Annotated in this window: 18 protein-coding genes; 13 read left to right on the forward strand and 5 right to left on the reverse strand. The window is 69.0% G+C overall.

Annotation, left to right across the window (positions count from 1 at the left end; all coding sequences use genetic code 11):
• Window positions 1-27: 27 nt before the first annotated feature.
• Together ACMV_RS07105 and ACMV_RS07110 are read right to left on the reverse strand one after the other, a co-directional pair.
• Window positions 28-474, reverse strand: a complete 447-nt coding sequence (locus ACMV_RS07105) for a thioredoxin family protein (RefSeq protein ID WP_007421811.1) — start codon at window positions 472-474, stop codon at window positions 28-30.
• Window positions 467-1,774, reverse strand: a complete 1,308-nt coding sequence (locus ACMV_RS07110; protein WP_007421809.1) for an NAD(P)/FAD-dependent oxidoreductase — start codon at window positions 1,772-1,774, stop codon at window positions 467-469. Before ACMV_RS07110 ends, ACMV_RS07105 begins: the two co-directional genes overlap by 8 nt.
• Window positions 1,775-1,999: 225 nt before the next feature.
• Between ACMV_RS07110 and ACMV_RS07115 the strand changes: the two genes are divergently transcribed.
• The 11 genes from ACMV_RS07115 (at window position 2,000) to ACMV_RS07165 (ending at window position 14,401) form a co-directional block, all read left to right on the forward strand.
• Window positions 2,000-2,335 (forward strand): ArsR/SmtB family transcription factor, encoded by a 336-nt coding sequence (locus ACMV_RS07115; RefSeq protein WP_231295394.1) that lies wholly within the window; start codon window positions 2,000-2,002, stop codon window positions 2,333-2,335.
• Window positions 2,332-2,694, forward strand: a complete 363-nt coding sequence (locus ACMV_RS07120; RefSeq protein WP_007421808.1) for a rhodanese-like domain-containing protein — start codon at window positions 2,332-2,334, stop codon at window positions 2,692-2,694. The genes ACMV_RS07115 and ACMV_RS07120 overlap by 4 nt, the downstream gene beginning before the upstream one ends.
• Before the next feature lie 40 nt (window positions 2,695-2,734).
• Entirely contained in the window at window positions 2,735-3,745 is a 1,011-nt protein-coding gene (locus tag ACMV_RS07125; RefSeq protein ID WP_013639989.1) for an efflux RND transporter periplasmic adaptor subunit, read from the forward strand.
• Window positions 3,742-7,011, forward strand: a complete 3,270-nt coding sequence (locus ACMV_RS07130; RefSeq protein WP_013639990.1) for an efflux RND transporter permease subunit — start codon at window positions 3,742-3,744, stop codon at window positions 7,009-7,011. Before ACMV_RS07125 ends, ACMV_RS07130 begins: the two co-directional genes overlap by 4 nt.
• 131 nt (window positions 7,012-7,142) lie before the next feature.
• Window positions 7,143-7,397 (forward strand): helix-turn-helix domain-containing protein, encoded by a 255-nt coding sequence (locus tag ACMV_RS07135; RefSeq protein WP_007421805.1) that lies wholly within the window; start codon window positions 7,143-7,145, stop codon window positions 7,395-7,397.
• The gene (gene hyfB / locus ACMV_RS07140) at window positions 7,394-9,409 is read left to right on the forward strand and encodes a hydrogenase 4 subunit B (protein WP_011942210.1); all 2,016 of its coding nucleotides are present in this window, start codon (window positions 7,394-7,396) and stop codon (window positions 9,407-9,409) included. Before ACMV_RS07135 ends, hyfB begins: the two co-directional genes overlap by 4 nt.
• A complete protein-coding gene (locus ACMV_RS07145; protein ID WP_011942211.1) occupies window positions 9,400-10,356 on the forward strand; it encodes a respiratory chain complex I subunit 1 family protein in 957 nt (318 codons plus the stop codon). Before hyfB ends, ACMV_RS07145 begins: the two co-directional genes overlap by 10 nt.
• 5 nt (window positions 10,357-10,361) lie before the next feature.
• The gene (locus ACMV_RS07150) at window positions 10,362-11,042 is read left to right on the forward strand and encodes a hypothetical protein (protein ID WP_007421802.1); all 681 of its coding nucleotides are present in this window, start codon (window positions 10,362-10,364) and stop codon (window positions 11,040-11,042) included.
• Window positions 11,039-12,487 (forward strand): hydrogenase 4 subunit F, encoded by a 1,449-nt coding sequence (locus ACMV_RS07155; protein WP_013639991.1) that lies wholly within the window; start codon window positions 11,039-11,041, stop codon window positions 12,485-12,487. The genes ACMV_RS07150 and ACMV_RS07155 overlap by 4 nt, the downstream gene beginning before the upstream one ends.
• Window positions 12,450-13,898, forward strand: coding sequence for a hydrogenase large subunit (locus ACMV_RS07160; protein ID WP_048857899.1), 1,449 nt, complete (start codon window positions 12,450-12,452; stop codon window positions 13,896-13,898). The genes ACMV_RS07155 and ACMV_RS07160 overlap by 38 nt, the downstream gene beginning before the upstream one ends.
• Window positions 13,898-14,401 carry an NADH-quinone oxidoreductase subunit B family protein gene (locus ACMV_RS07165; protein ID WP_013639993.1) on the forward strand — a complete coding sequence of 168 codons (504 nt, stop codon included), beginning with the start codon at window positions 13,898-13,900 and terminating at the stop codon, window positions 14,399-14,401. The genes ACMV_RS07160 and ACMV_RS07165 overlap by 1 nt, the downstream gene beginning before the upstream one ends.
• 27 nt (window positions 14,402-14,428) lie before the next feature.
• On the opposite strand, the gene ACMV_RS07170 is transcribed toward ACMV_RS07165, so the two are convergent.
• The 3 genes from ACMV_RS07170 to cysS all read right to left on the reverse strand — a co-directional run bounded on the left by ACMV_RS07170 (window position 14,429) and on the right by cysS (window position 17,166).
• On the reverse strand, window positions 14,429-14,977 hold the full coding sequence (locus ACMV_RS07170; protein WP_011942215.1) for a ferritin-like domain-containing protein: 549 nt from the start codon (window positions 14,975-14,977) through the stop codon (window positions 14,429-14,431).
• A gap of 69 nt (window positions 14,978-15,046) precedes the next feature.
• Window positions 15,047-15,820, reverse strand: a complete 774-nt coding sequence (locus ACMV_RS07175; protein WP_013639994.1) for an RNA methyltransferase — start codon at window positions 15,818-15,820, stop codon at window positions 15,047-15,049.
• Window positions 15,817-17,166: a cysteine--tRNA ligase gene (cysS, locus tag ACMV_RS07180; RefSeq protein ID WP_013639995.1), complete on the reverse strand. Its 1,350-nt coding sequence runs from the start codon at window positions 17,164-17,166 to the stop codon at window positions 15,817-15,819. The genes ACMV_RS07175 and cysS overlap by 4 nt, the downstream gene beginning before the upstream one ends.
• A 172-nt stretch (window positions 17,167-17,338) precedes the next feature.
• Here cysS and ACMV_RS07185 point away from each other — a divergent pair, with 172 nt between their 5' ends.
• Both ACMV_RS07185 and ACMV_RS07190 read left to right on the forward strand, forming a co-directional pair.
• A complete protein-coding gene (locus ACMV_RS07185) occupies window positions 17,339-18,574 on the forward strand; it encodes an NRAMP family divalent metal transporter (protein ID WP_231295395.1) in 1,236 nt (411 codons plus the stop codon).
• A gap of 70 nt (window positions 18,575-18,644) precedes the next feature.
• Window positions 18,645-19,928, forward strand: coding sequence for an ArgE/DapE family deacylase (locus ACMV_RS07190; protein ID WP_013639997.1), 1,284 nt, complete (start codon window positions 18,645-18,647; stop codon window positions 19,926-19,928).
• The last annotated feature ends 21 nt before the right edge of the window (window positions 19,929-19,949 follow it).

Raw genomic sequence — 19,949 nt, forward strand, 5'->3', positions numbered from 1 at the left:
CCATCTGATCGGATGATGCTCTGAACATCACGCCGCCGCCGCGAGGTGGCGGCGCGCGAAATCGACGATCGCCTGAGCGCTCATGGCCCCGGCGCTCTGGCCGATGACCCGACCGCCCCTGAGCAGGAACAGCGCCGGGATGCCGCGCACGCCGAGGCGGGCGGAGATCTCCGGCGCCTCGTCGGCATTGAGCTTGAGCAGCCGGACCTCCGGTTCGAGGATGGTGGCCGCCTGCTCGAATTGCGGCGCCATCATCCGGCACGGTCCGCACCAGGGCGCCCAGACATCGAGCAGGAGGGGAATCCCGTCCCGCTCGGCGTGGCGCTCGAAGCCGGCCTGGTCGACCTCGACGGGATGGCCGTCGAACAGCTTGCGGTGGCAGGCGCCGCATTGCGCGGCCTGCGCCGGGCGCGCCGGCGGGATGCGGTTCACCGCGCCGCAATGCGGACAGACGAGATGGGTTGCGTCAGCCATGGCCCGCGCCTTTCGCCGGCTTGCGGTCGTTGTGGTGAATCTTCGTGATGTTGAGCTGCTTCATCAGGAAGCGCTCGTAGAAGGGCTCGCTCTCGCCGGCGCGGATCTTGCGGAGGAAATACTTCTCGAAGGCGACTTTCGCGAGATGCACCCAGGCGCCGGTCGAGGCCCAGTTGACGTCGCGCGGCGGGATCTGCGGCTGGGCGACGAAGGCCACGCCGCCATCGCCGAAATCGGCAAGGCAGACGGCGTTCCACGTCGCCCGCGCGTGCGGCGCCTCGCCGCGCAGCAGCGCGCCGATATTGTGGGCGGTGGCGGTGACCATCGATTCGATCATGAAACCTGTCTTCGGCACACCGACCGGCACCGGCGTCTTGCCCACCGGCGGGATCGCGACGCAGACGCCGACGCTGAAGACGTTCGGATAGGCCGGGTTGCGCTGGTGCTCATCGATCAGCACGAAGCCGCGCGGATTGACCAGCCCCTCGATGCCGCGCAGCGCCGGCACGCCGCGGAAGGCGGGCAGGAACATGGTGAAGCGGCTGGGCAGCTCGTGGGTTGCGATCGTCTGGCCGTCCGCGCCGACTTCCTCGGCCACCACCTTTTCGGCATCCACCGCGGCAATCTTCGCGTTGGTGATCCATTTGATGTGGCGGTGGCGCAACTCGCTCTCCATCAGCGACTTGGTGTCGCCCACGCCATCGAGCCCGAGGTGGCCGATATAGGGTTCGGAGGTGACGAAGGTCATCGGCACCTTGCTGCGCAGGCGGCGCTTGCGCAGTTCGCGATCGAGGATGAAGGCGAATTCGTAGGCCGGGCCGAAGCAGGACGCGCCCTGCACCGCGCCGACGACGACCGGCCCCGGATTGGCGCAGAAGCGCTCGAACACCTCGAAAGCGGCGGCGGCATGGTCGGTCTGGCAGATCGAGACGGTGTTCTGCCCGGGGCCGCAGCCGGGAATCTCGTCGAAGGCGAGTTCGGGGCCGGTGGCGATGATGAGATAATCGTAGGGAATGCTCTCGCCGCCATTGAGCTCGACGCGGTTTTCGGCCGGATGCACGCGGGCGGCACCCTCGGTGCGGAAGGTGATGTTCTTGCGGCGCGTCACCTTGTCGAGCGAGACCTCGATGTCGGCGCGCTCGCGCCAGCCGACGGCGACCCAAGGGTTGGACGGGGTGAACTGGAACGTGTTCCGCTCGCCGATCAGCGTGATCCTGTCTTCCGGCCGGATCTGTCCCGCGGTTTCGAACGCGGCGAGCGTGCCGCCAAGCCCCGCCCCAAGGACCACAATCTCTGCCATGCTTTCCTGCCTTTCCGAGCGCTCCGGCGAAGGCGGCGCTCCGCCGCGCCCGGAGGGATGTTAATTGGTTTGCGGCGACGCCGGCTTGACCTGGATCAACGCCCGCGCCGGCAGCCGGGAGAAAACTGCGAAAGCGCGGTGCGGCCGGTCGATCCGGCGCCGCCACGTTTGACAATATATGCATATATTCGTATATACGCAAGTATGAAACTGGATATCGACGCGATGAACCTGGCGGCCGACGAGGCCAGCGATCTGCTGAAGTCGCTGGCCAACCGGCACCGCCTGCTCATTCTCTGCCAGCTGCTCGACGGCGAGCGGTCGGTGGGCGAGCTGGTCGCGTTCCTGCAGATCCGCGACAGCGCGGTCTCCCAGCACCTCGCGCTGCTGCGCAAGGACGGGCTGGTGACCGCCCGGCGCGAAGGGCAGAGCATCCGGTATTCGATCGCCAGCGCGCCGGCCCGCACGGTGATTTCGGCCCTTGCCGGAATCTATTGTAGCCCGGAGGGCGTCACCTGCGCGGTGCCCGATCCTTCATCGACAACGGAGATTTCGACATGACGACACCTTCCAAGCTGCGCGACCTCGACCCCGCCACCGTGCATGACGACCTGCGCGCCGGACGCATCCTGCTGGTCGATGTGCGCGAGCCGCAGGAATTCGCGGTGGAGCGCATTCACGGCGCGATGCTGTTCCCGCTCTCCACCTTCGATCCGGCGATGCTGCCGCAGGACCCGGGCAAGCCGATCGTCTTCCAGTGCGGCTCGGGCAAGCGCTCGGCGATGGCGGCGGCGAAGTGCCGCGAGGCCGGCATCGCGGTGAACGCTCATCTCGCCGGCGGCATGATGGCGTGGAAGGCGGCGGGGATGCCGTATGTCTCGCTCGATTCCGCCACCGGCCAGGTGGTCGACCGCCGCTGACCTCCCGCCCGCCGCACCGTCCCCGACAAGGAACGACAGCATGCCCCGCAAGCCATTCCTCCTCTCGCTGCTGCTGCCGCTCCTGCTCCTGTCGGGGATGGCGGCGGGCGCCACAACACCCGTCTCGACCTTTACCGTCGCCGCCCGCATGGTGCCGGACCAGAAGGCCGTGTTCGCCACCGTCGAAAGCCGCAACGTGGTGCCGGCGCGCACGCGGATCGGCGGCACCGTCACCGCGCTTTCGGTGCATGACGGCGACAGCGTGACGGCGGGTCAGGTCATCGCCACCGTGCATGACCAGAAGCTCGAATTGCAGATCAAGGCGCTGGATGCCGAGATTGCGGGGCTGCGGGCCAGCCTCGTCCAGGCGCAGACCGATCTGCGGCGCACCGAGGCGCTGGCGCATAGCGGCGCGGTATCGCGCCAGCAGCTCGACCAGGCGCGGACGGCGGTGGACGTTGCCGCCAGCACGCTCCGCGCGCGGATCGCGCAGCGCGCCGTGGCCGCCCAGCAGCAGGACGAGGGCGCGGTGCTGGCGCCGATCGCCGGGCGGGTGCTGACCGTGCCGGTGACCGACGGCACGGTGGTGCTGCCGGGGGACACGATCGCCACGGTCGCCGAGCAGAACTTCATTCTCCGCCTGCGGATCCCCGAGCGGCACGCGCTGCATCTGAAGGCCGGCGACATGGTGCGGCTGGATGGCGGCGAATTCGGCCTTACCGGCGCGCGGTTCGGCCGCATCACCCTGGTCTATCCGCAGATCGTCGCCGGCGAGGTGCGCGCCGATGCCGAGGTGAAGGGGATCGGCAGCTACTTCGTGGGCGAGCGCGTGCGCGTTTTCGTCCCGGCCGGCGAGCGGCGGACGATCGTGGTGCCGTCAGGCTTCGTCTTCACCCGCTTCGGCCAGGATTACGTGAGGCTGCGGCAGAAGGATGGCAGCGTGATCGACGCGCCGGTGCAGCGGGGGCTGCCGCTGCCGACCCGCGCGATGCCGGACGGGTTGCAGATCCTCGCCGGCCTGGTGCCGGGTGACGTGCTGGTGCGGCCGTGAGGCTCGGCATTTCCGGGCGGCTCGCCCGCGCCTTCATCCGCTCGCCGCTGACGCCGCTGTTCCTGCTCGCGGCGCTGGCGGCCGGGCTGGTCGCCATCACCACCATTCCGCGCGACGAGGACCCGCAGATCCATGTCCCGATGGTGGACGTGATGGTGCAGGCGAACGGGCTCAAGGCGGCGGATGCCGCGGAACTCGTGACCAAGCCGCTCGAGACGATCCTGAAGGCGATTCCGGGCGTCAAGCATATCTACAGCGAGACCCGCGACGACCAGGTTCTGGTCACCGCCCGCTTCAGGGTGGGGACCAACGAGGACGCCGCCGTGGTGCGGGTGAACGACAAGATCCGCGCCAACATGAACCGCATCCCGATCGGCATTCCGCCGCCGCTGGTGGTCGGGCGCGGGATCGACGATGTCGCGATCCTCACCCTCACCCTCGCGCCGAAGCCGGGGGCGGCGACGCACTGGACCCAGGGCGCGCTGTCGCAAATCGCGACCAAGCTGCAGGATCAGCTGATCAAGGTGCCGAATGTCGGGCTCAGCTACATCGCCGGGTCGGACCCGATGCAGATCCGCGTCGAACCCGAACCCGACAAGCTGATGCTCTACGGCGTGACGCTGCAGCAGCTCGCTTCGCGGGTGGCCGATGCCAACCGCAGCTTCATCGCCGGGCGCGTGTTCGACCATGGCGAGCTGCGCGACGTGGCGGCGGGGCAGACGCTGTTCGGCGTGCCGGATATCGGCCTGCTGCTGATCACCACGCGGGACGGGCGGCCGGTCTATCTGCGGGATGTCGCGCATGTCGTCGTCGGGCCGGCGCCGCTGCAGAGCCATGTCTTCGCCATCACCCATGAAGGCAAGGCCTGGCACACGGCGCCCGCCGTGACGGTGGCGCTGGCCAAGCGCGCGGGCAGCAACGCCGTGGTGGTGGCCGATGACGCGCTGAAGCGGGTGAAGAGCCTCGAGGGGTCGCTCATCCCCTCCGACATCTCGGTGCAGGTGACGCGGGATTACGGGCGCACCGCCAACGAGAAGGCGAACGAGCTGCTGTTCCATCTCGGGCTGGCGACGATTTCGATCGTCGTGCTGATCGCCTTCGCGGTGGGCTGGCGCGAGGCGGTGGTGACGCTGGTGGTGATTCCGACGACCATTCTCGCCACCGTGTTCGCCTCGGAACTGATGGGCTACTCGATCAACCGGGTGAGCCTGTTTGCGCTGATCTTCGCCATCGGCATCCTGGTGGACGATGCGATCGTGGTGGTGGAGAACATCGCAAGGCACTGGGCGATGCCGGGCACGCGCTCGCGCCGGCGGGCGGCGATCGAGGCGGTCGCGGAAGTGGGCAACCCGACCGTCGTCGCGACGCTGACGGTGATCGCCGCGCTGCTGCCGATGCTGTTCGTCTCCGGGCTGATGGGGCCATACATGGCGCCGATCCCGGTGAACGCCTCGGCGGCGATGGCGTTCTCGTTCTTCGTCGCGATGATCATCGCCCCGTGGCTGATGTACAAGCTGGCCGGGCGGGACCGGTTCGCCGAGGAAGACAGGGCGGGAGAAATCGAGTTCCTCGAACTGACGACCCCTGCCCTCGCCCATGAGGCGGGTGCTGCGGCGGCGCATCCGGACCGGCTCGGGCGGCTCTACCGCGCCGTTGCCGCACCGATCCTGCGCACGCGGCGCCGGGCCGGGTTGTTTCTCGCCCTGGTCGGCATCGCCACGATCGCCGCCTGCGCGATGTTTTACACCGAGGCGGTGACGGTGAAGCTGCTGCCGTTCGACAACAAGTCGAGCCTGAACGTGCTGCTCGACCTGCCCGCCGGCAGCACCGTGCAGCAGACCGAGCAGACGCTGTTCGCCGCGGCGCGGATCGCCGAGACGATGCCCGAGGTGCGGGCCCTGCAGGTGTATGCCGGCACGCCGCAGCCCTTCGACTTCAACGGGCTGGTGCGGCATTACTACCTGCGCGACCAGCCCTGGCAGGGCGACCTGCATGTGATGCTGACGCCGAAGGGCGACCGCTCGCAGCAGAGCCACCAGATCGCGGGCGAGCTGCGCCGGCGCCTGCTGAAACGCCTGCCCCTGCCGCATGGGGCGGTGCTGAAAGTGGTCGAGGCGCCGCCGGGTCCTCCGGTACTCGCCACCCTGCTCGCCGAGATCTACGGCCCGAACGAGGCGACGCGCCTTGCCGTGGCGCGGGAGGTGAAGAAGCTGTTCAGGAAGGTGCCCTATATCGTCGATATCGACGATTCCTGGGGGCATCGGCAGAAGCAGCTGCATATCGCGATCGACCAGGACCGGCTGGAATATTTCGGCGTGCGGCAGGCCGATGTCTATGACACGATCCAGGACCTCTTCGGCGGCATGAAGGTCGGCTATTCCTATCGCGGCGAGAACCGGCTGCCGATCGAAATCGCGATCGGCCTGCCCAACCACGCGCTCGACTGGAGCCAGCAACTGGCGGACACGCCGGTGCCGGCCAATGCGGTGCCGGCGGACAAGTCGGTCGTCGAACTCGGGCAGGTGGTGCACGTGACGCGCACGGAGGGATCGCGCGTGCTCTACCGGCGCGACGGGCATTTCGCCGACATGGTCACCGCCGAGCTGGACGGGAAGTTCGAGGCGCCGATCTATGCGATGTTCGCGGTGGACAAGCTGATCAACCAGCATGACTGGGGCAAGCTGCCGAAACCGACGATCAGCTTCCGCGGCCAGCCGGCGAGCGAGGCGCACCCGACCCTGCTGTGGGACGGCGAGTGGGAGATCACCTATGTCACGTTCCGCGACATGGGGGCGGCGTTCCTCGTCGCGCTGCTCGGCATCTACGTGCTGGTGGTCGCGCAGTTCCGCAGCTTCAAGGTGCCGTTGCTGGTGCTCACCCCGGTGCCGCTGACGCTGATCGGCATCATGCCCGGGCACTGGCTGCTGCACGCGCAGTTCACCGCCACCTCGATGATCGGCTTCATCGCGCTGGCCGGCATCATCGTGCGGAACTCGATCCTGCTGGTGGACTTCATCCGCCACGGCGCGCGGCCGGGGCTGACGCTGCGCGAGGTGCTGCTGGAGGCCGGCGCCATCCGCTTCCGGCCGATCCTGCTGACCGCGCTCGCGGCGATGATCGGCGCATCGACGATCCTGCTCGACCCGATCTTCCAGGGCCTGGCGATCTCGCTGCTGTTCGGCCTTGCCTCGTCTACCCTGCTGACGGTGCTGGTGATCCCGGCGATCTACGTGGTGCTGCGCGACCCGGACCGGGTCGTTTCCTGACCCGGCCCTGACCCCGCCGCCCGGCACGCACGGCTGCGTGCCGGGCGCATTCCTGCTCCGAGCAAAATGCGAATCGGCACGGCCTGTCGATTATTTATGATGCCTGAAACGCAGGAGATGATGTTTCAGACATGATTTCTTCCGGCCAGTTGAAGGCGGCGCGCGCCCTGCTCGGCATCGACCAGCGGGATCTGGCGGAATTGTCCGGCCTGTCGCTGCCGACCATCCAGCGGATGGAGGCGAGCGAGGGGGTGATCCGCGGCAATGTCGATTCGCTGATGAAGCTGCTGGACGCGCTGGACCGGGCGGGGATCGTGGTGATCCGGCCGGGCGATGTTTCGGATGCCAGCGGCGGGCGCGGCGTGCGCCTCAAGAGCGGGACGTGACGGCGGCACTGCTGCTCTGCGCCCTGGCCTGGCTCGCGCTCGGCGCGGCCGGCGCAGCACTTTCCCGCCGCGATGCCGGGCGCATCGTGGTCTATGGCGGGTCGCTCGCCGTGTCCCTGATCGCGCTTGGCGTGGCCTTCGCATCGCTTGGCGGCGGAGCGCCAGGCATCACCCTGCCGCTCGGCCTGCCGGGAATCGGCATGCGGTTCGCCGTCGATCCGCTGTCGGCCGCGTTCCTCGTGCTGGTCGATCTCGGCGGTGCGGCCGCCAGCCTGTATGCGCTCGGCTACGGGCGACACGAGGCGGAGCCCTGGCGGGTGCTGCCCTTCTACCCGGTGTTCCTCGCGGCGATGAACCTGGTGGTGATCGCCGCCGACGCCTACGGGTTCCTGCTGTTCTGGGAGCTGATGTCGCTCGCCTCCTGGGCGCTGGTGATGGCGGACCATACGCGGGCGGAGACGAGGCTGGCGGGGTTCGTCTATCTGTTGATGGCGAGCGCGGGCACGCTGATGCTGCTGCTCGCCTTCGGCCTGCTCGCGGGACCGCACGGGGCATACGGATTCGCCTCCATCGCGGCGGCGCACCGGGCGCAATGGACAGGGGCGGTCGCGATGCTGCTGGCGCTGCTCGGCGCCGGGTCCAAGGCGGGCCTGATGCCGCTGCATGTCTGGCTGCCGCGCGCGCATCCCGCGGCACCGAGCCATGTCTCGGCGCTGATGAGCGGGGTGATGACGAAGGTGGCGGTCTACGCCTTCATCCGCATCGCCTTCGATCTCGCCGGCCCGGCCGCCTGGTGGTGGGGGCTCGTGGTGCTGGCGGCAGGTGCCGTTTCCGCCGTGCTCGGCGTGCTGCAGGCGCTGCTGGAAGACGATGTGAAGACCGTGCTCGCCTACAGCACGATCGAGAATATCGGGCTGATCTTCGCCGGGCTCGGCCTCGCCCTCGCCTTCCGGGCCGACGGCCTGGCGCTGGCCGCGAGCCTCGCGCTCACCGCCGCGCTGTTCCACGCCTTCAACCACATGCTGTTCAAAAGCACGTTGTTCTTCGGCGCCGGCGCGATCCAGCACGGCGCCGGCACCCGGCGGCTTTCGGAACTTGGCGGGCTGATCCACCGGATGCAGATCAGCGCGGTGCCGATGCTGGTCGCGGCGATGGCGATCGCGGCGCTACCGCCGCTGAACGGGTTCGCCTCGGAATGGCTGCTGTTGCAGGCGGTGCTGCTCAGCCCGTCGCTGCCGCAATTCGGGCTCAAGCTCGCGGTGCCGGCGGCGGGCGCGCTGCTGGCGCTGGCCGCGGCCTTTGCCAGCGCCTGCCTCGTCCGGCTCTACGGCATGGCCTATCTCGGCCGGCCGCGCAGCGCGGCCGCTGCAAGCGCGCATGAGGCCGACGGGATCTCGCGCGCCGCGATGATCGGGCTCGCTTCACTCTGCCTCGTGTTCGGGCTGATGCCGGCGCTGGTGCTCGGCCATCTTGCGCCGGTGGCAAGGGAACTGGTCGGGATATCGCTGCCGGGGCGGCCGGGCTGGAGCGCGCTCACCCTGCTGCCGGTGCCGGCGCGGCAGAGCTCCTACGATCCGCTGCTGATCGCGCTGTTCATCGCGCTGACCGGCAGCCTCGCGGCGCTGGGGCTGCACCGCTTCGGCTCGCGCGCCCTGCGCCGGGCGGTGCCCTGGGGATGCGGCTTTCTCACCGAGGGCAGGGCGGCGCTGCCGGCGGGGACGCAATATTCGCCCGCGGGATTCAGCCAGCCGATCCGCCGCGTGTTCGCCACATCGCTGTTCCGCGCCCGCGACGAGGTGGCGATGCCACCGCCGGGGATGGCCGCGCCGGCGCGCTTCGCCAGCCGCATCACCGATCCGGCGTGGGATGGCGGCGCGCTGGCGCTCGCCGCACTGGTCAACCGCGCCGCCGACCGCGCCAACCGGCTGCAGTTCCTGACCATACGGCGCTATCTCGCGATGGTGTTCGTGACGCTGCTGATCCTGCTCGCGACGGTGGCGTTATGGGCCTGATCGTGCATCTTGCCCTGCAGGCGCTGGAAATGGCGATCGCGCTGGCGGCGGCGCCGCTGCTCACCGGCTTCGTGCGCAAGGTCAAGGCGCGGTTGCAGCGCCGCGCCGGGCCGCCGCTGCTGCAAGTTTATCGTGATCTCGCCCGGCTGGTGGCGAAGGAGGCGGTGGTGCCCGAGGCATCATCGTGGCTGTTCCGCGTCTCCCCTTACGTGATCTTCGCCGCCACCTGGGTCGCCGCGGCGCTGGTGCCGGAATTCGCGACCAATCTGCAATTCTCCTGGTCGGGCGACCTGATCGTGATCGCAGCCCTGCTCGGCAGCGCCCGCTTCTTCCAGATGCTGGCGGCGCTTGATTCCGGCACCGCCTTCGGCGGTATCGGCGCGAGCCGGGAGGCGATGCTCGCCTCGCTCGCCGAGCCGGCGATGCTGATGATCGTCTTCACCGTCGCGCTTGTCGCCGGCACCAGCCAGCTTTCGGCGATCGCCACCTTCATGCATTCCGGCGCCGAGGGGCTCAGGCTGTCGCTCGCGCTCGGCCTGGTCGCGCTGGTGATGGTGGGGCTGACCGAGACCGGGCGCTTCCCGGTCGACAATCCGGCGACGCATCTCGAACTGACCATGGTGCACGAGGCGATGGTGCTGGAATATTCCGGCCGGCACCTGGCACTGATCGAGCTGGCCGGGGCGATGCGGCTGCTGCTCTACATGTCGCTGATCGCCTGCATCTTCGCGCCGTTCGGCATCGCGCCGCCGGGGGCCGGGCCCGCTTCCCTCGCGCTCGGGCTTCTGAGCTATGCCGGCAAGCTCGGCGCCGGCGCGGTGGCGCTGGCAGGGTTCGAGACGACGATCGCCAAGATGCGGGTCTTCCGGATTCCGAATTTCGTCGGCGCAGCACTGATGCTCGGCCTGCTCGGCACGCTGCTGTTGTTCATGTCGGCCTCGCTATGACCCTGATGCTCGCCCCCTTTACGCCCGGCGCAACCGCCTTCGGCCTTGCCCATGTGCTCGCCGGCGCGCTGGTACTGGTCAGCCTGATGATGCTGTATCAGGACCGGCTGCCGGCGCTGGTCAATGTGCTGGCGCTGCACGCCGCCCTGCTCGGTGTGGCGGTCGGCTGGCAGGCCTGGCTGCAGCGGGCGCCGGAACTCTACATCACCGCGGCGATCGCGATCGGGTTCAAGGCGGTGGCGATCCCGCTCGCGCTGCACCGCATCATCGAGCGGCTCGACATCCATCGCGAGGTCGAGACGGTGGGCGGGATCAGCCTGACGATGCTGGCCGGGATCGGGCTCGTCGCGCTGTCGCTGCTGGTGATGCTGCGCACTGCCGCCCAGGCCAACGCGCTGGCGCGGGAGGATCTGGCTCTCGCGCTGTCGGTCATCCTGATCGGCATGCTGATGATGGTGACGCGGCGCAACGCGGTGAGCCAGATCGCGGGATTCATGATGCTGGAGAACGGGCTGATCCTCGCCGCCGCGGGGGCGCAGGGCATGCCGCTGGTGGTGGAGATCAGCGTCGCCTTCTCGATCCTGATCGCCTTCATCGTGATCGGCGTGTTTCTCTTCCGCATCCGCGAGCGGTTCGACACGGTGGACAGCGCCGCACTGGACGCGTTCCGCGGAGAGCTGCGATGACGGGCGCTGCCTTCGCCGCGGTGATCGCCACCCTCGCCATTCCGGCCGGTGCCATGCTGCTGCTCGCCTTCGTGCCGTCGTGGCGGCTGGCGGCGCGGCTGAACGCGCTGGCGAGTTGCGCGACGGTGGCCGCCGCCGCCGTGCTGCTGGTCCACCGGCCGGCGCCGGACGGGCTGTTTCTCGTGGATGGGCTGAACATCGCCTTCCTGCTGCTGAACGGGCTGGTCGGGTTCACCACCAGCCTGTTCAGCGCGAGCTATATCGGCCACGAGATCGGCACCGGCCGCCTCGCGCCGCATCACCTGCGGCTCTACCACGCGATGTACCAGGCGATGATGCTCGGCATGAATCTCGCGCTGGTCAGCAACAATCTCGGGCTGATGTGGTTCGGCGTCGAACTCGCCACGCTGTCGACGGTGATGATGGTGGGGATCTACCGCACCCCGGCGGCGATCGAGGCGTCGTGGAAATATCTCATCCTCGGCAGCGTCGGCATCGCGCTCGCGCTGTTCGGCACGATCCTGGTCTATCTCGCGGCCCAGCCGGCGCTCGGCGGCGGGATGAAGGCGATGCAATGGACCGGCCTGCTCCGCCATGCCGCCGCACTCGACCCGGCCCTGCTCGATGTCGGATTCGTGTTCCTGCTGATCGGCTATGGCACCAAGGCCGGGCTGGTGCCGATGCACGCCTGGCTGCCGGACGCCCATGCCGAGGGGCCGACGCCGATTTCGGCCGTGCTGTCCGGCCTGCTGCTGAATGTGGCGCTCTATGCGCTGCTGCGCTTCAAGATCCTGCTCGCGGCGAGCCATGCCAGCATCGCCGCCGGGACGCTGATGGAGGGTTTCGGCCTCGCCACGCTGTTCTTCGCCGCGATCATGCTCTACCGGCGGCGGGACATCAAACGCCTGTTCGCCTATTCCTCGATCGAGCACATGGGCATCATCACCTTCGCCTTCGGCATTGGCGGGCCGATCGGCAATCTCGCCGGGCTGTTGCAGATGGCGATGCACAGCCTGACCAAGTCGGCGATTTTTTTCGCGGTCGGGCATGTGGCGCAGGCCAAGGGGACGCAGAAGATCGCCGAGATCGGCGGGCTGACGGCGAGCCATCCCTTTCTCGGCTGGACGCTCGTGGCGGGCATCGCGGCGATCGCGGGCCTGCCGCCCTTCGGCATCTTCACCTCGGAATTCCTGCTGATCACCTCGACCTTCGCCCGCGCCCCGCTGCTCGCGGTGCTGCTCGGCCTCGGCATCCTGCTTGCCTTCGGCGCGCTGCTGCTGCGGATGACCGGGCTGTGTTTCGGCGCGCCGAGCCCGGGCAACGCGCCGAGTTCCGCCGCGGCGACCCCGCTGCTGCTGCATCTCGGCCTCGTGCTTGCCGTCGGCATCGCGCTGCCGGGATTTCTGTATGACTGGTTCGCCCATGCCGCCGCCCTGCTCGGCTGACGCGCCGCCGATGGTCGACGCCGCCGGATGGCGCGCGGCAGGTGCTGCACTCGCTTCGGGGGAGCGCGTGCTGGTCGCGCTCTGGGCGGCGCGGGATGATGCGGGGGCGCGCGTTCATCTGGCGACACGACGGCCCAACGGGAGCGATCTCGCGGTGATCGCCCTGCGCGCGGAGGACGGTTCCTATCCGTCGATCGGGCGGTATCATCCGGGGGCGATCCTGATGGAGCGGGCCTTGCAGGATGCGAGCGGGCTCCGCGCCGAGGGATTGCCCGATCCGCGCCCCTGGCTCGACCATGAGCGGGACTTCGCCTTCCTGCCCGCCGAGGGCGAGGGGCTGCACCGGATACCGGTGGGGCCGATCCATGCCGGGACGATCGAGCCGGGCCATTTCCGCTTCACGGTGAACGGCGAGACGATCGTGCGGCTGGAGGCGCGGCTCGGCTACACGCACAAGGGCACGCTCGGGCTGATGCGGGGAGCGACACCGGATGCGGCGTCGCGTCTCGCCGGGCGGGTTTCGGGCGATTCGACCGTGGCCTATGCGTGGGCCTTTGCCCGCGCGGTCGAGGCGGCACTCGGGGTTGTCGTGCCGAAGCGGGCGTCAGTGCTGCGCGGGGTGATGGCCGAGCTCGAACGCCTCGCCAATCATGCTGGCGATTTCGGCGCGATTTGCAACGATGCCGGGTTCCCGCTGATCAACGCCCATGCCGGCGCGCTGCGCGAGACGATCCTGCGCCAGGCCGAGGCCTGCTTTGGCCACCGGCTGATGATGGACCGGATCGTCCCCGGCGGGGTTGCCGCCGATCTGGCGCCGGCTTCCGCCGCTTCCCTGCTTGCCGAATTGCCGTCCTGGCGCGGGCGGTTCGAGCGACTGGTCGAACTCTATGGCAAGACCGCCTCGTTGCAGGACCGGGTGGTCGGCGCCGGAAGACTCGCCCCCGACCTTGCCCGCCGCCTCGGCTGCGGCGGCTATGTCGGCCGCGCCGCGGGGCAGGATTTCGACGCCCGGCGCGATGCGCCCTACCCGCCCTATGACCGCCATGCGCCCGACGTGCCCGCGCTTGCGGCCGGCGATGTCGATGCGCGGGTGCGGATCCGGATCGCCGAGATCCGCGCCAGCGTCGCGCTGATCGGCGAGTTGCTCGGCGATCTGCCGGAGGGCGACATTCGCGCCTCACGGCCGGAGAACGGTGGCGAGGCGTTCGGCTGCGCGCTGGTGGAAGGGTTCAGGGGCGATGTCTTCGCCGCGGTGCGGCTGCGCGGCGCGGTGGTGGCGGATGCGTTCATGCGCGATCCGTCGTGGTTTTTCTGGCCAGCGCTGGAAGCGGCGATCGAGGGCAACATCGTCGCCGACTTCCCGCTCTGCAACAAGAGCTTCAACGCCGCCTATTCGGGGTGCGACCTGTAATGCGCAGAACCCTCTTCGAAAGCCTCCATCGCGGCACCATGACCGAAACGGCTCCGCCGCGCGACGCCGAAACCGCCGCGCTGGTCGCGGAACTCGACCGGGCGGCGTTGCGGCGGCTCGGCCGGTCGCTGGCGATCCGCGCGGTGGATGCGGGATCGTGCAATGGCTGCGAGCTCGAAATCATCGCCCTTGGCAACGTGCTTTACGATCTGGAGCGGTTCGGGCTGAAACTGGTCGCCTCGCCCCGCCATGCTGATGTGCTGCTGGCGACCGGCCCGATGACGCGGAACATGAGTGCCGCGACGCGGCTGGCCTACGAGGCGATGCCGGCGCCGAAATTCGTCGTTGCCGTGGGCGATTGCGGGCGCGATGGCGGGGTGTTCGCGGCGAGCCCGCATTGCCTCGGGGGCACGGCGTCGGTCCTGCCGGTCACGCTCACGATTCCGGGCTGCCCGCCGACACCGGCCGCGCTGTTGCGCGGGCTGATCGGCCTGCTGGGGTAGCGGTTCGGCGACGGCGCGGCAGGCGTTTCAGCCGTGGCCGCCGGTCTCGATCGAAAGCAGGTCCTGCATGTCGGTCGCGTGCTCGCTTTCCTCTTCGAGGATGTTGGTGAGCATCAGCGCGGTGACCGGGTCGTGCGGCTCGAAATGGTCGATCATCCGGCGGTAGAGGCCGATCACCTCGCGCTCGGCGGCGAGGTTCTGTTCGACGAGGCCGGCGAGATCCGCCCTGGTGCCGAATTCGCCGAAGCGGGTTTCGAGCCCGTGCGGGGAGAAATCCGGCGTGCCGCCGAGTTCGCGGATGCGCTGCGCGATGGCGACCATGTGGCGGCGCTCGTCATTCGCCTGTTCCTGGAACTCGGCGCCGATGCGCGGCTGTTTCAGCCCGGCGAGCGAGACCGACATCATGGTGTAGCGCCAGACGCAGAGGATTTCGGCCGTGAGCGCGCTTTGCAGGAGAACGAGCGCGGGATCGGCGCCCTCCGACTCCTCATCGAGCAGCGCGCCGTGCATCCGCGCCGAGATGGCGCGCACATCCCTCAGGAACGCGTTCGGCGCTGCGCTTTCGACCTGGTCCATCACGCTGTCCACTCCGCTGATCGCCGCTTCGATATGGCACCCCTATGATGACAGAATCGGGACGCCAACTCAACGCGCGCCACGGCGGCCGCGCGCAAGTTCGGTGACGATGCCATGCAGCGTGCGCAATTCCTGTTCCGTCACCTCGCCGCGCTGGAAGAAGTGGCGGATGTTGCGCACCATGCCGGGCCGTTTCTGCTCGTTGCGCAGGAAACCGGCCTCGTCGCATTCGGCGATCAGGTGGGTGAGGAAGTTTTCCAGCTCGCCCTTGGTCGCGACATGGGTCTTGTGGGTCTGCAGCTTGCGCACCGGCGCGGCCTCGCCGGCGATCCACCATTCATAGGCCATCACCATCACCGCCTGGGCGAGGTTGAGGGACATGAAGCGCGGGTTGAGCGGGTAGCGGATCAGGCTGTCGGCGCAGGCGATGTCGTCATTGTCGAGGCCGGCGCGCTCGGGGCCGAACAGGATGCCGCATTTCAGGCCGCGAGCGCCGATCTCGCGCAGTTCGGCGGCGGCACCGCGGGCGGTGAGCAGCGGCTTGACGATGTGGCGCGGGCGCGGACAGGTGGCGAAGACGCGGTGCAGGTCGCCCACCGCGTCGGCCACCGTGTCATGCACCGTCGCGGCTTCGAGGATGCGGTAGGCGCCGGAGGCGGTGCGCATCGCCCGGTCCTGCGGCCAGCCGTCGCGCGGAGCGACGAGGCGGAGATGGAACAGCCCGCCATTGCCCATTGCCCGCGCGACCGAGCCGATATTCTCGGCAAGCTGCGGGCGGACCAGGATGATGACGGGGGACGGGTCGATCGGCGCGAGATCAGCGCCTTCATCGCGCCCGGTCATGCGCGCCGCCAGGTGGTACCGCCGGGACCGTCCTCGAGCAGGATGCCGGCGGCGGCGAGTTCGGCGCGGATCGCGTCGGCGCGGGCGAAATCCTTGTTCCTCCGCGCGGCCAGACGCTCGGCGATCAGCGCGTCGATCCGCGCATCGTCGGTCGCCTCACCGCGGAACCACTGGTCGGCAGTGTGATTGAAGATGCCGATCAGCATGCCGGCGGCGCGCAGGCCGGCGGCGCTGGCGGCATCGCCCTGCATCGCAGCATCGGCCAGCGCGTGGAGTTCGGCAATCGCGCCGGGGGTGTTCAGGTCATCCGCCAGGGCCTCGATGAAGGCGGCGGGCGGTGTGGCGGCGGGCGCGGGGTCGGCATGCTTTTCCAGTGCGCGGTAGAACCGGTCGAGCTCCCGCTTCGCTTCGGCCAGCGCGGCGGTGGAGAAGTCAAGCACGCCGCGATAATGCGTCTTGAGCAGCAGGAAGCGCACCGCCTCGCCCGGCGCCTCGTCCAGCACGTCCTGAACGGTGCGGAAATTGCCGAGGGATTTCGACATTTTCTGGCCGTTCACCTGCAACATGCCGGCATGCACCCAGACGCGGGCGAATTCCGAGCCGGGAAAGGCGCAGCAGGACTGGGCGATCTCGTTCTCATGATGCGGGAAGATCAGGTCGGCGCCGCCGCCATGGATGTCGATCGTCTCGCCGAGGGTGGCGTGGATCATCGCCGAGCATTCGATGTGCCAGCCCGGCCGGCCGCGGCCCCAGGGGCTGTCCCAGCCCGGCAGGTCGGGCGGCGAGGGTTTCCAGAGCACGAAATCGCCCGGATCGCGCTTGTAGGTGGCGACGTCCACCCGCGCGCCGGCCAGCAGTTCCTCGGGCGAGCGGCCGGAAAACTTGCCGTATTCCGCATCGGTCGCGACGGCGAACAGGACATGGCCCTCGGCGGCATAGGCGTGGCCGCGGGCGATCAGGCGCTCGATGAGGGCGATGATGTCGCCGATATGCCCGGTGGCGCGCGGCTCGATATCGGGCGGGGCGCAGTACAGGGCGGCCATGTCCTCGTGGAACCAGCTTGTCGTCCGCGCGGTGATCTCGCCGATCGTCTCGCCGGTTTCGGCGGCGCGGGCGTTGATCTTGTCATCGATGTCGGTGATGTTCCGCACATAGGTGACGCGCGGGAACAGGTGGCGCAGCAGGCGGACCAGCGTGTCGAACACCACCACCGTGCGCGCATTGCCGAGATGCGCGCGGTCATAGACCGTGGGACCGCAGACATAGAGCTTCACATGCGCGGGGTCGGCGGGGGCGAAGGGCTCGCGCCGGCGTGTTTTCGTGTTGTGCAGCTTGATCTGGATCATGGCCGCGGATTTCCTCTCCGGGCAAGCGGAAGTCAACCGGCGCGTTGACGCAGAGCCATGGAACGGTCGGCGCGTTGACAGGACCTGTGAGGTCCTGTATTCACCATGACCATCAGTTGAGAATAATTCTCATTCTCAATTAACCCGGAGACCGCTCTTGTCGCAAACCGCCGTGTCACCGCGTTCCCGTCGTTCGCGCCTGCCCTTCCTCGCCGTGCTCGGCCCTGGCATCGTCGTCATGCTCGCGGATACCGAGGTGGGCAGCATCATCACGGCGTCGCAATCCGGCGTAGCTTGGGGCTATCGGCTGCTGCTGCTGCAGTTCATCCTGATTCCCATTCTCTTTGTGGTTCAGGAACTCACCGTCCGGCTCGGCATCTTCACCGGCAAGGGCCATGGCGAACTGATCCGCGACACGTTCGGCAAGGGCTGGGCCTGGCTTTCGGCCGGGGGCCTCGCGGTTGCCACCGTCGGCGCGCTGCTCTCGGAATTCTCCGGTGTGGCCGGCGTGGGCGAGCTTTATGGCATCCCCCGCGCGGTGACGCTGACGCTCGCCGTCGTGTTCCTGCTCGTGGTCGCGTTCACCGGCTCCTATCGCCGGGTCGAGCGGGTGGCGATCGCCTTGGGCCTGTTCGAGCTGGTGTTCTTCGTCATCGCCTTCGTCTCGCGGCCGGATGTCGACCAGATCGCCGCGCAGACCTTCCAGCCGGCGCTGGGCAATCCAGGTTATCTCTACCTCGTCGCCGCCAATATCGGCGCCGTGATCATGCCGTGGATGATCTTCTACCAGCAATCGGCGGTGGCGGATAAGCGGCTGACGCCGGCGGATTTCAAGTATGCGCGCTGGGATACCGCGATCGGCGCGGTGGTCACCCAGCTCGTCATGGCGGCGGTGCTGATCTCGACCGCCGCGACGATCGGCCGGCACAACCCCAATGCCAGCCTCGACACGGTGGGCGACATCACCGCGGCCCTCACCCCCTATCTCGGCGTCGCGATGGGCAAGCTGGTGTTCGGCGCCGGCGTGCTCGGCGCCGGGCTGGTGGCGGCCATCGTCGCCTCGCTCGCGCTGGCCTGGGGACTTGGCGAGGTGGCAGGGTATCGCCGCTCGCTGGAGGATCACCCGCTGCGCGCAAGGTGGTTCTACGGCGTCTATGCCGCCTGCCTGATCCTCGGCGCAGTGCTGGTCGGCGTAGTGCCGAACCTCGTGATCCTGAACATCGCCGTCGAGGTGATGAACGCGCTGCTGCTGCCGCTGGTGCTCGGCTTCCTGGTGATGCTCGGCCTCAAGGCGCTGCCGCCGCAGGTGCGGCTGCGGGGCTGGTATGCCGGGCTTGCCATCGCGATGTCGGCGGTCACCGCGGGGCTTGGCGTCTATGGCGGGCTGTCCGGGGCCGGCCTGTTCTGATCCTGCCCGCCCTTTCTTGACAGCCGCCGCCCCGGCTTCTCAAATCGCCGCCAGAAAAACGGGGGCGGCGATGACACTGGATCCGGATCTGGCGGCAAGGCTGATGGACGCCGTGGATGCCGGGTTCGACGAGCAGGTCGCCTTCACCCAGGCGCTGGTGCGCTTCCCCTCCACCCGCGGCGCCGAGGCGCCGATCCAGGACTTCGTCCATCGCGCGCTGCGAGACCGCTTCTATGCGATGGACCGCTTCACCATGGACCGCGACGCGCTGGCGCGGCATGCGGGTGCGGGCCGGATTTCGGCCGAACATTCCGACGCGCCGATCGTGATCGGCACCCATCGCCCGCGGCGCGACACCGGCCGCTCGCTGATCCTGCAGGCGCATGTCGACGTCGTGCCGACGGGCCCGGCGGAGATGTGGCGGCATCCGCCCTTCGAGCCGGTGATCGCGGAGGGGTGGATGCACGGGCGGGGCGCGGCCGACATGAAGGCCGGCCACGCCGCCAACATCTTCGCGCTCGACGCGCTGCGCCGCGCCGGGTTCCAGCCGGCCGGAACCGTGCATGTCGAATCGGTGGTCGAGGAGGAATCGACCGGCAACGGCGCGCTGATGACGCATCTGCGCGGCTATCGGGCCGATGCCGCGCTGATTCCCGAACCGCAGGACGAACGCCTGGTGCGCGCCAATGTCGGCGTGCTCTGGTTCGAGATCGAGGTGCGCGGCGCGCCGGCGCATGTCCGCGCCATGGCGGAGGGCGCGAACGCGATCGATGCCGCATATCGCATCATCGCCGATCTGCGCGGGCTGGAGGCGGAGTGGAACGCGCGCAAGGGCGGGCATCCGCTTTTCGCCGCCGAGCCGCACCCGATCAATCTCAATCTCGGCCGGATCGAGGGTGGGGACTGGGCCTCCTCGGTGCCGAGCCGATGCCGGCTTTCCTGCCGGATCTCGCTCTATCCGGGCACGCGGGCGGGCGATGCCGCGCGCGAGATCGAGGCGCGGATCGCCGCCTTCGCCGCGACGGACCCGATGCTCGCAGCCAACCCGCCGCGCGTCAGCTTCAACGGCTTCTTCGCCGAGGGCTACGTGCTGGAGCCGGGATCGGCGGCGGAGGCGGCGCTGGCCGACGCCCACGCGGCGGCGACCGGTGCGCCGCTCGGCACGATGATGACCGGCGCCTATCTCGATGCGCGGGTGCATGCGCTCTACGACCGGATTCCGGCGCTGTGCTACGGCCCGGTCTCGCGTGGGATTCACGGGATCGACGAGGCGGTGGACCTCGCCTCGGTGCGGCGGGTGACGAAGGCGATCGCGCTGTTCGTCGCGCAATGGTGCGGATTGGAGCCGGGCTGAACCGGCGGAGACGACAGGAGC

Source organism: Acidiphilium multivorum AIU301 (genome assembly GCF_000202835.1).
GTDB lineage: Bacteria > Pseudomonadota > Alphaproteobacteria > Acetobacterales > Acetobacteraceae > Acidiphilium > Acidiphilium multivorum.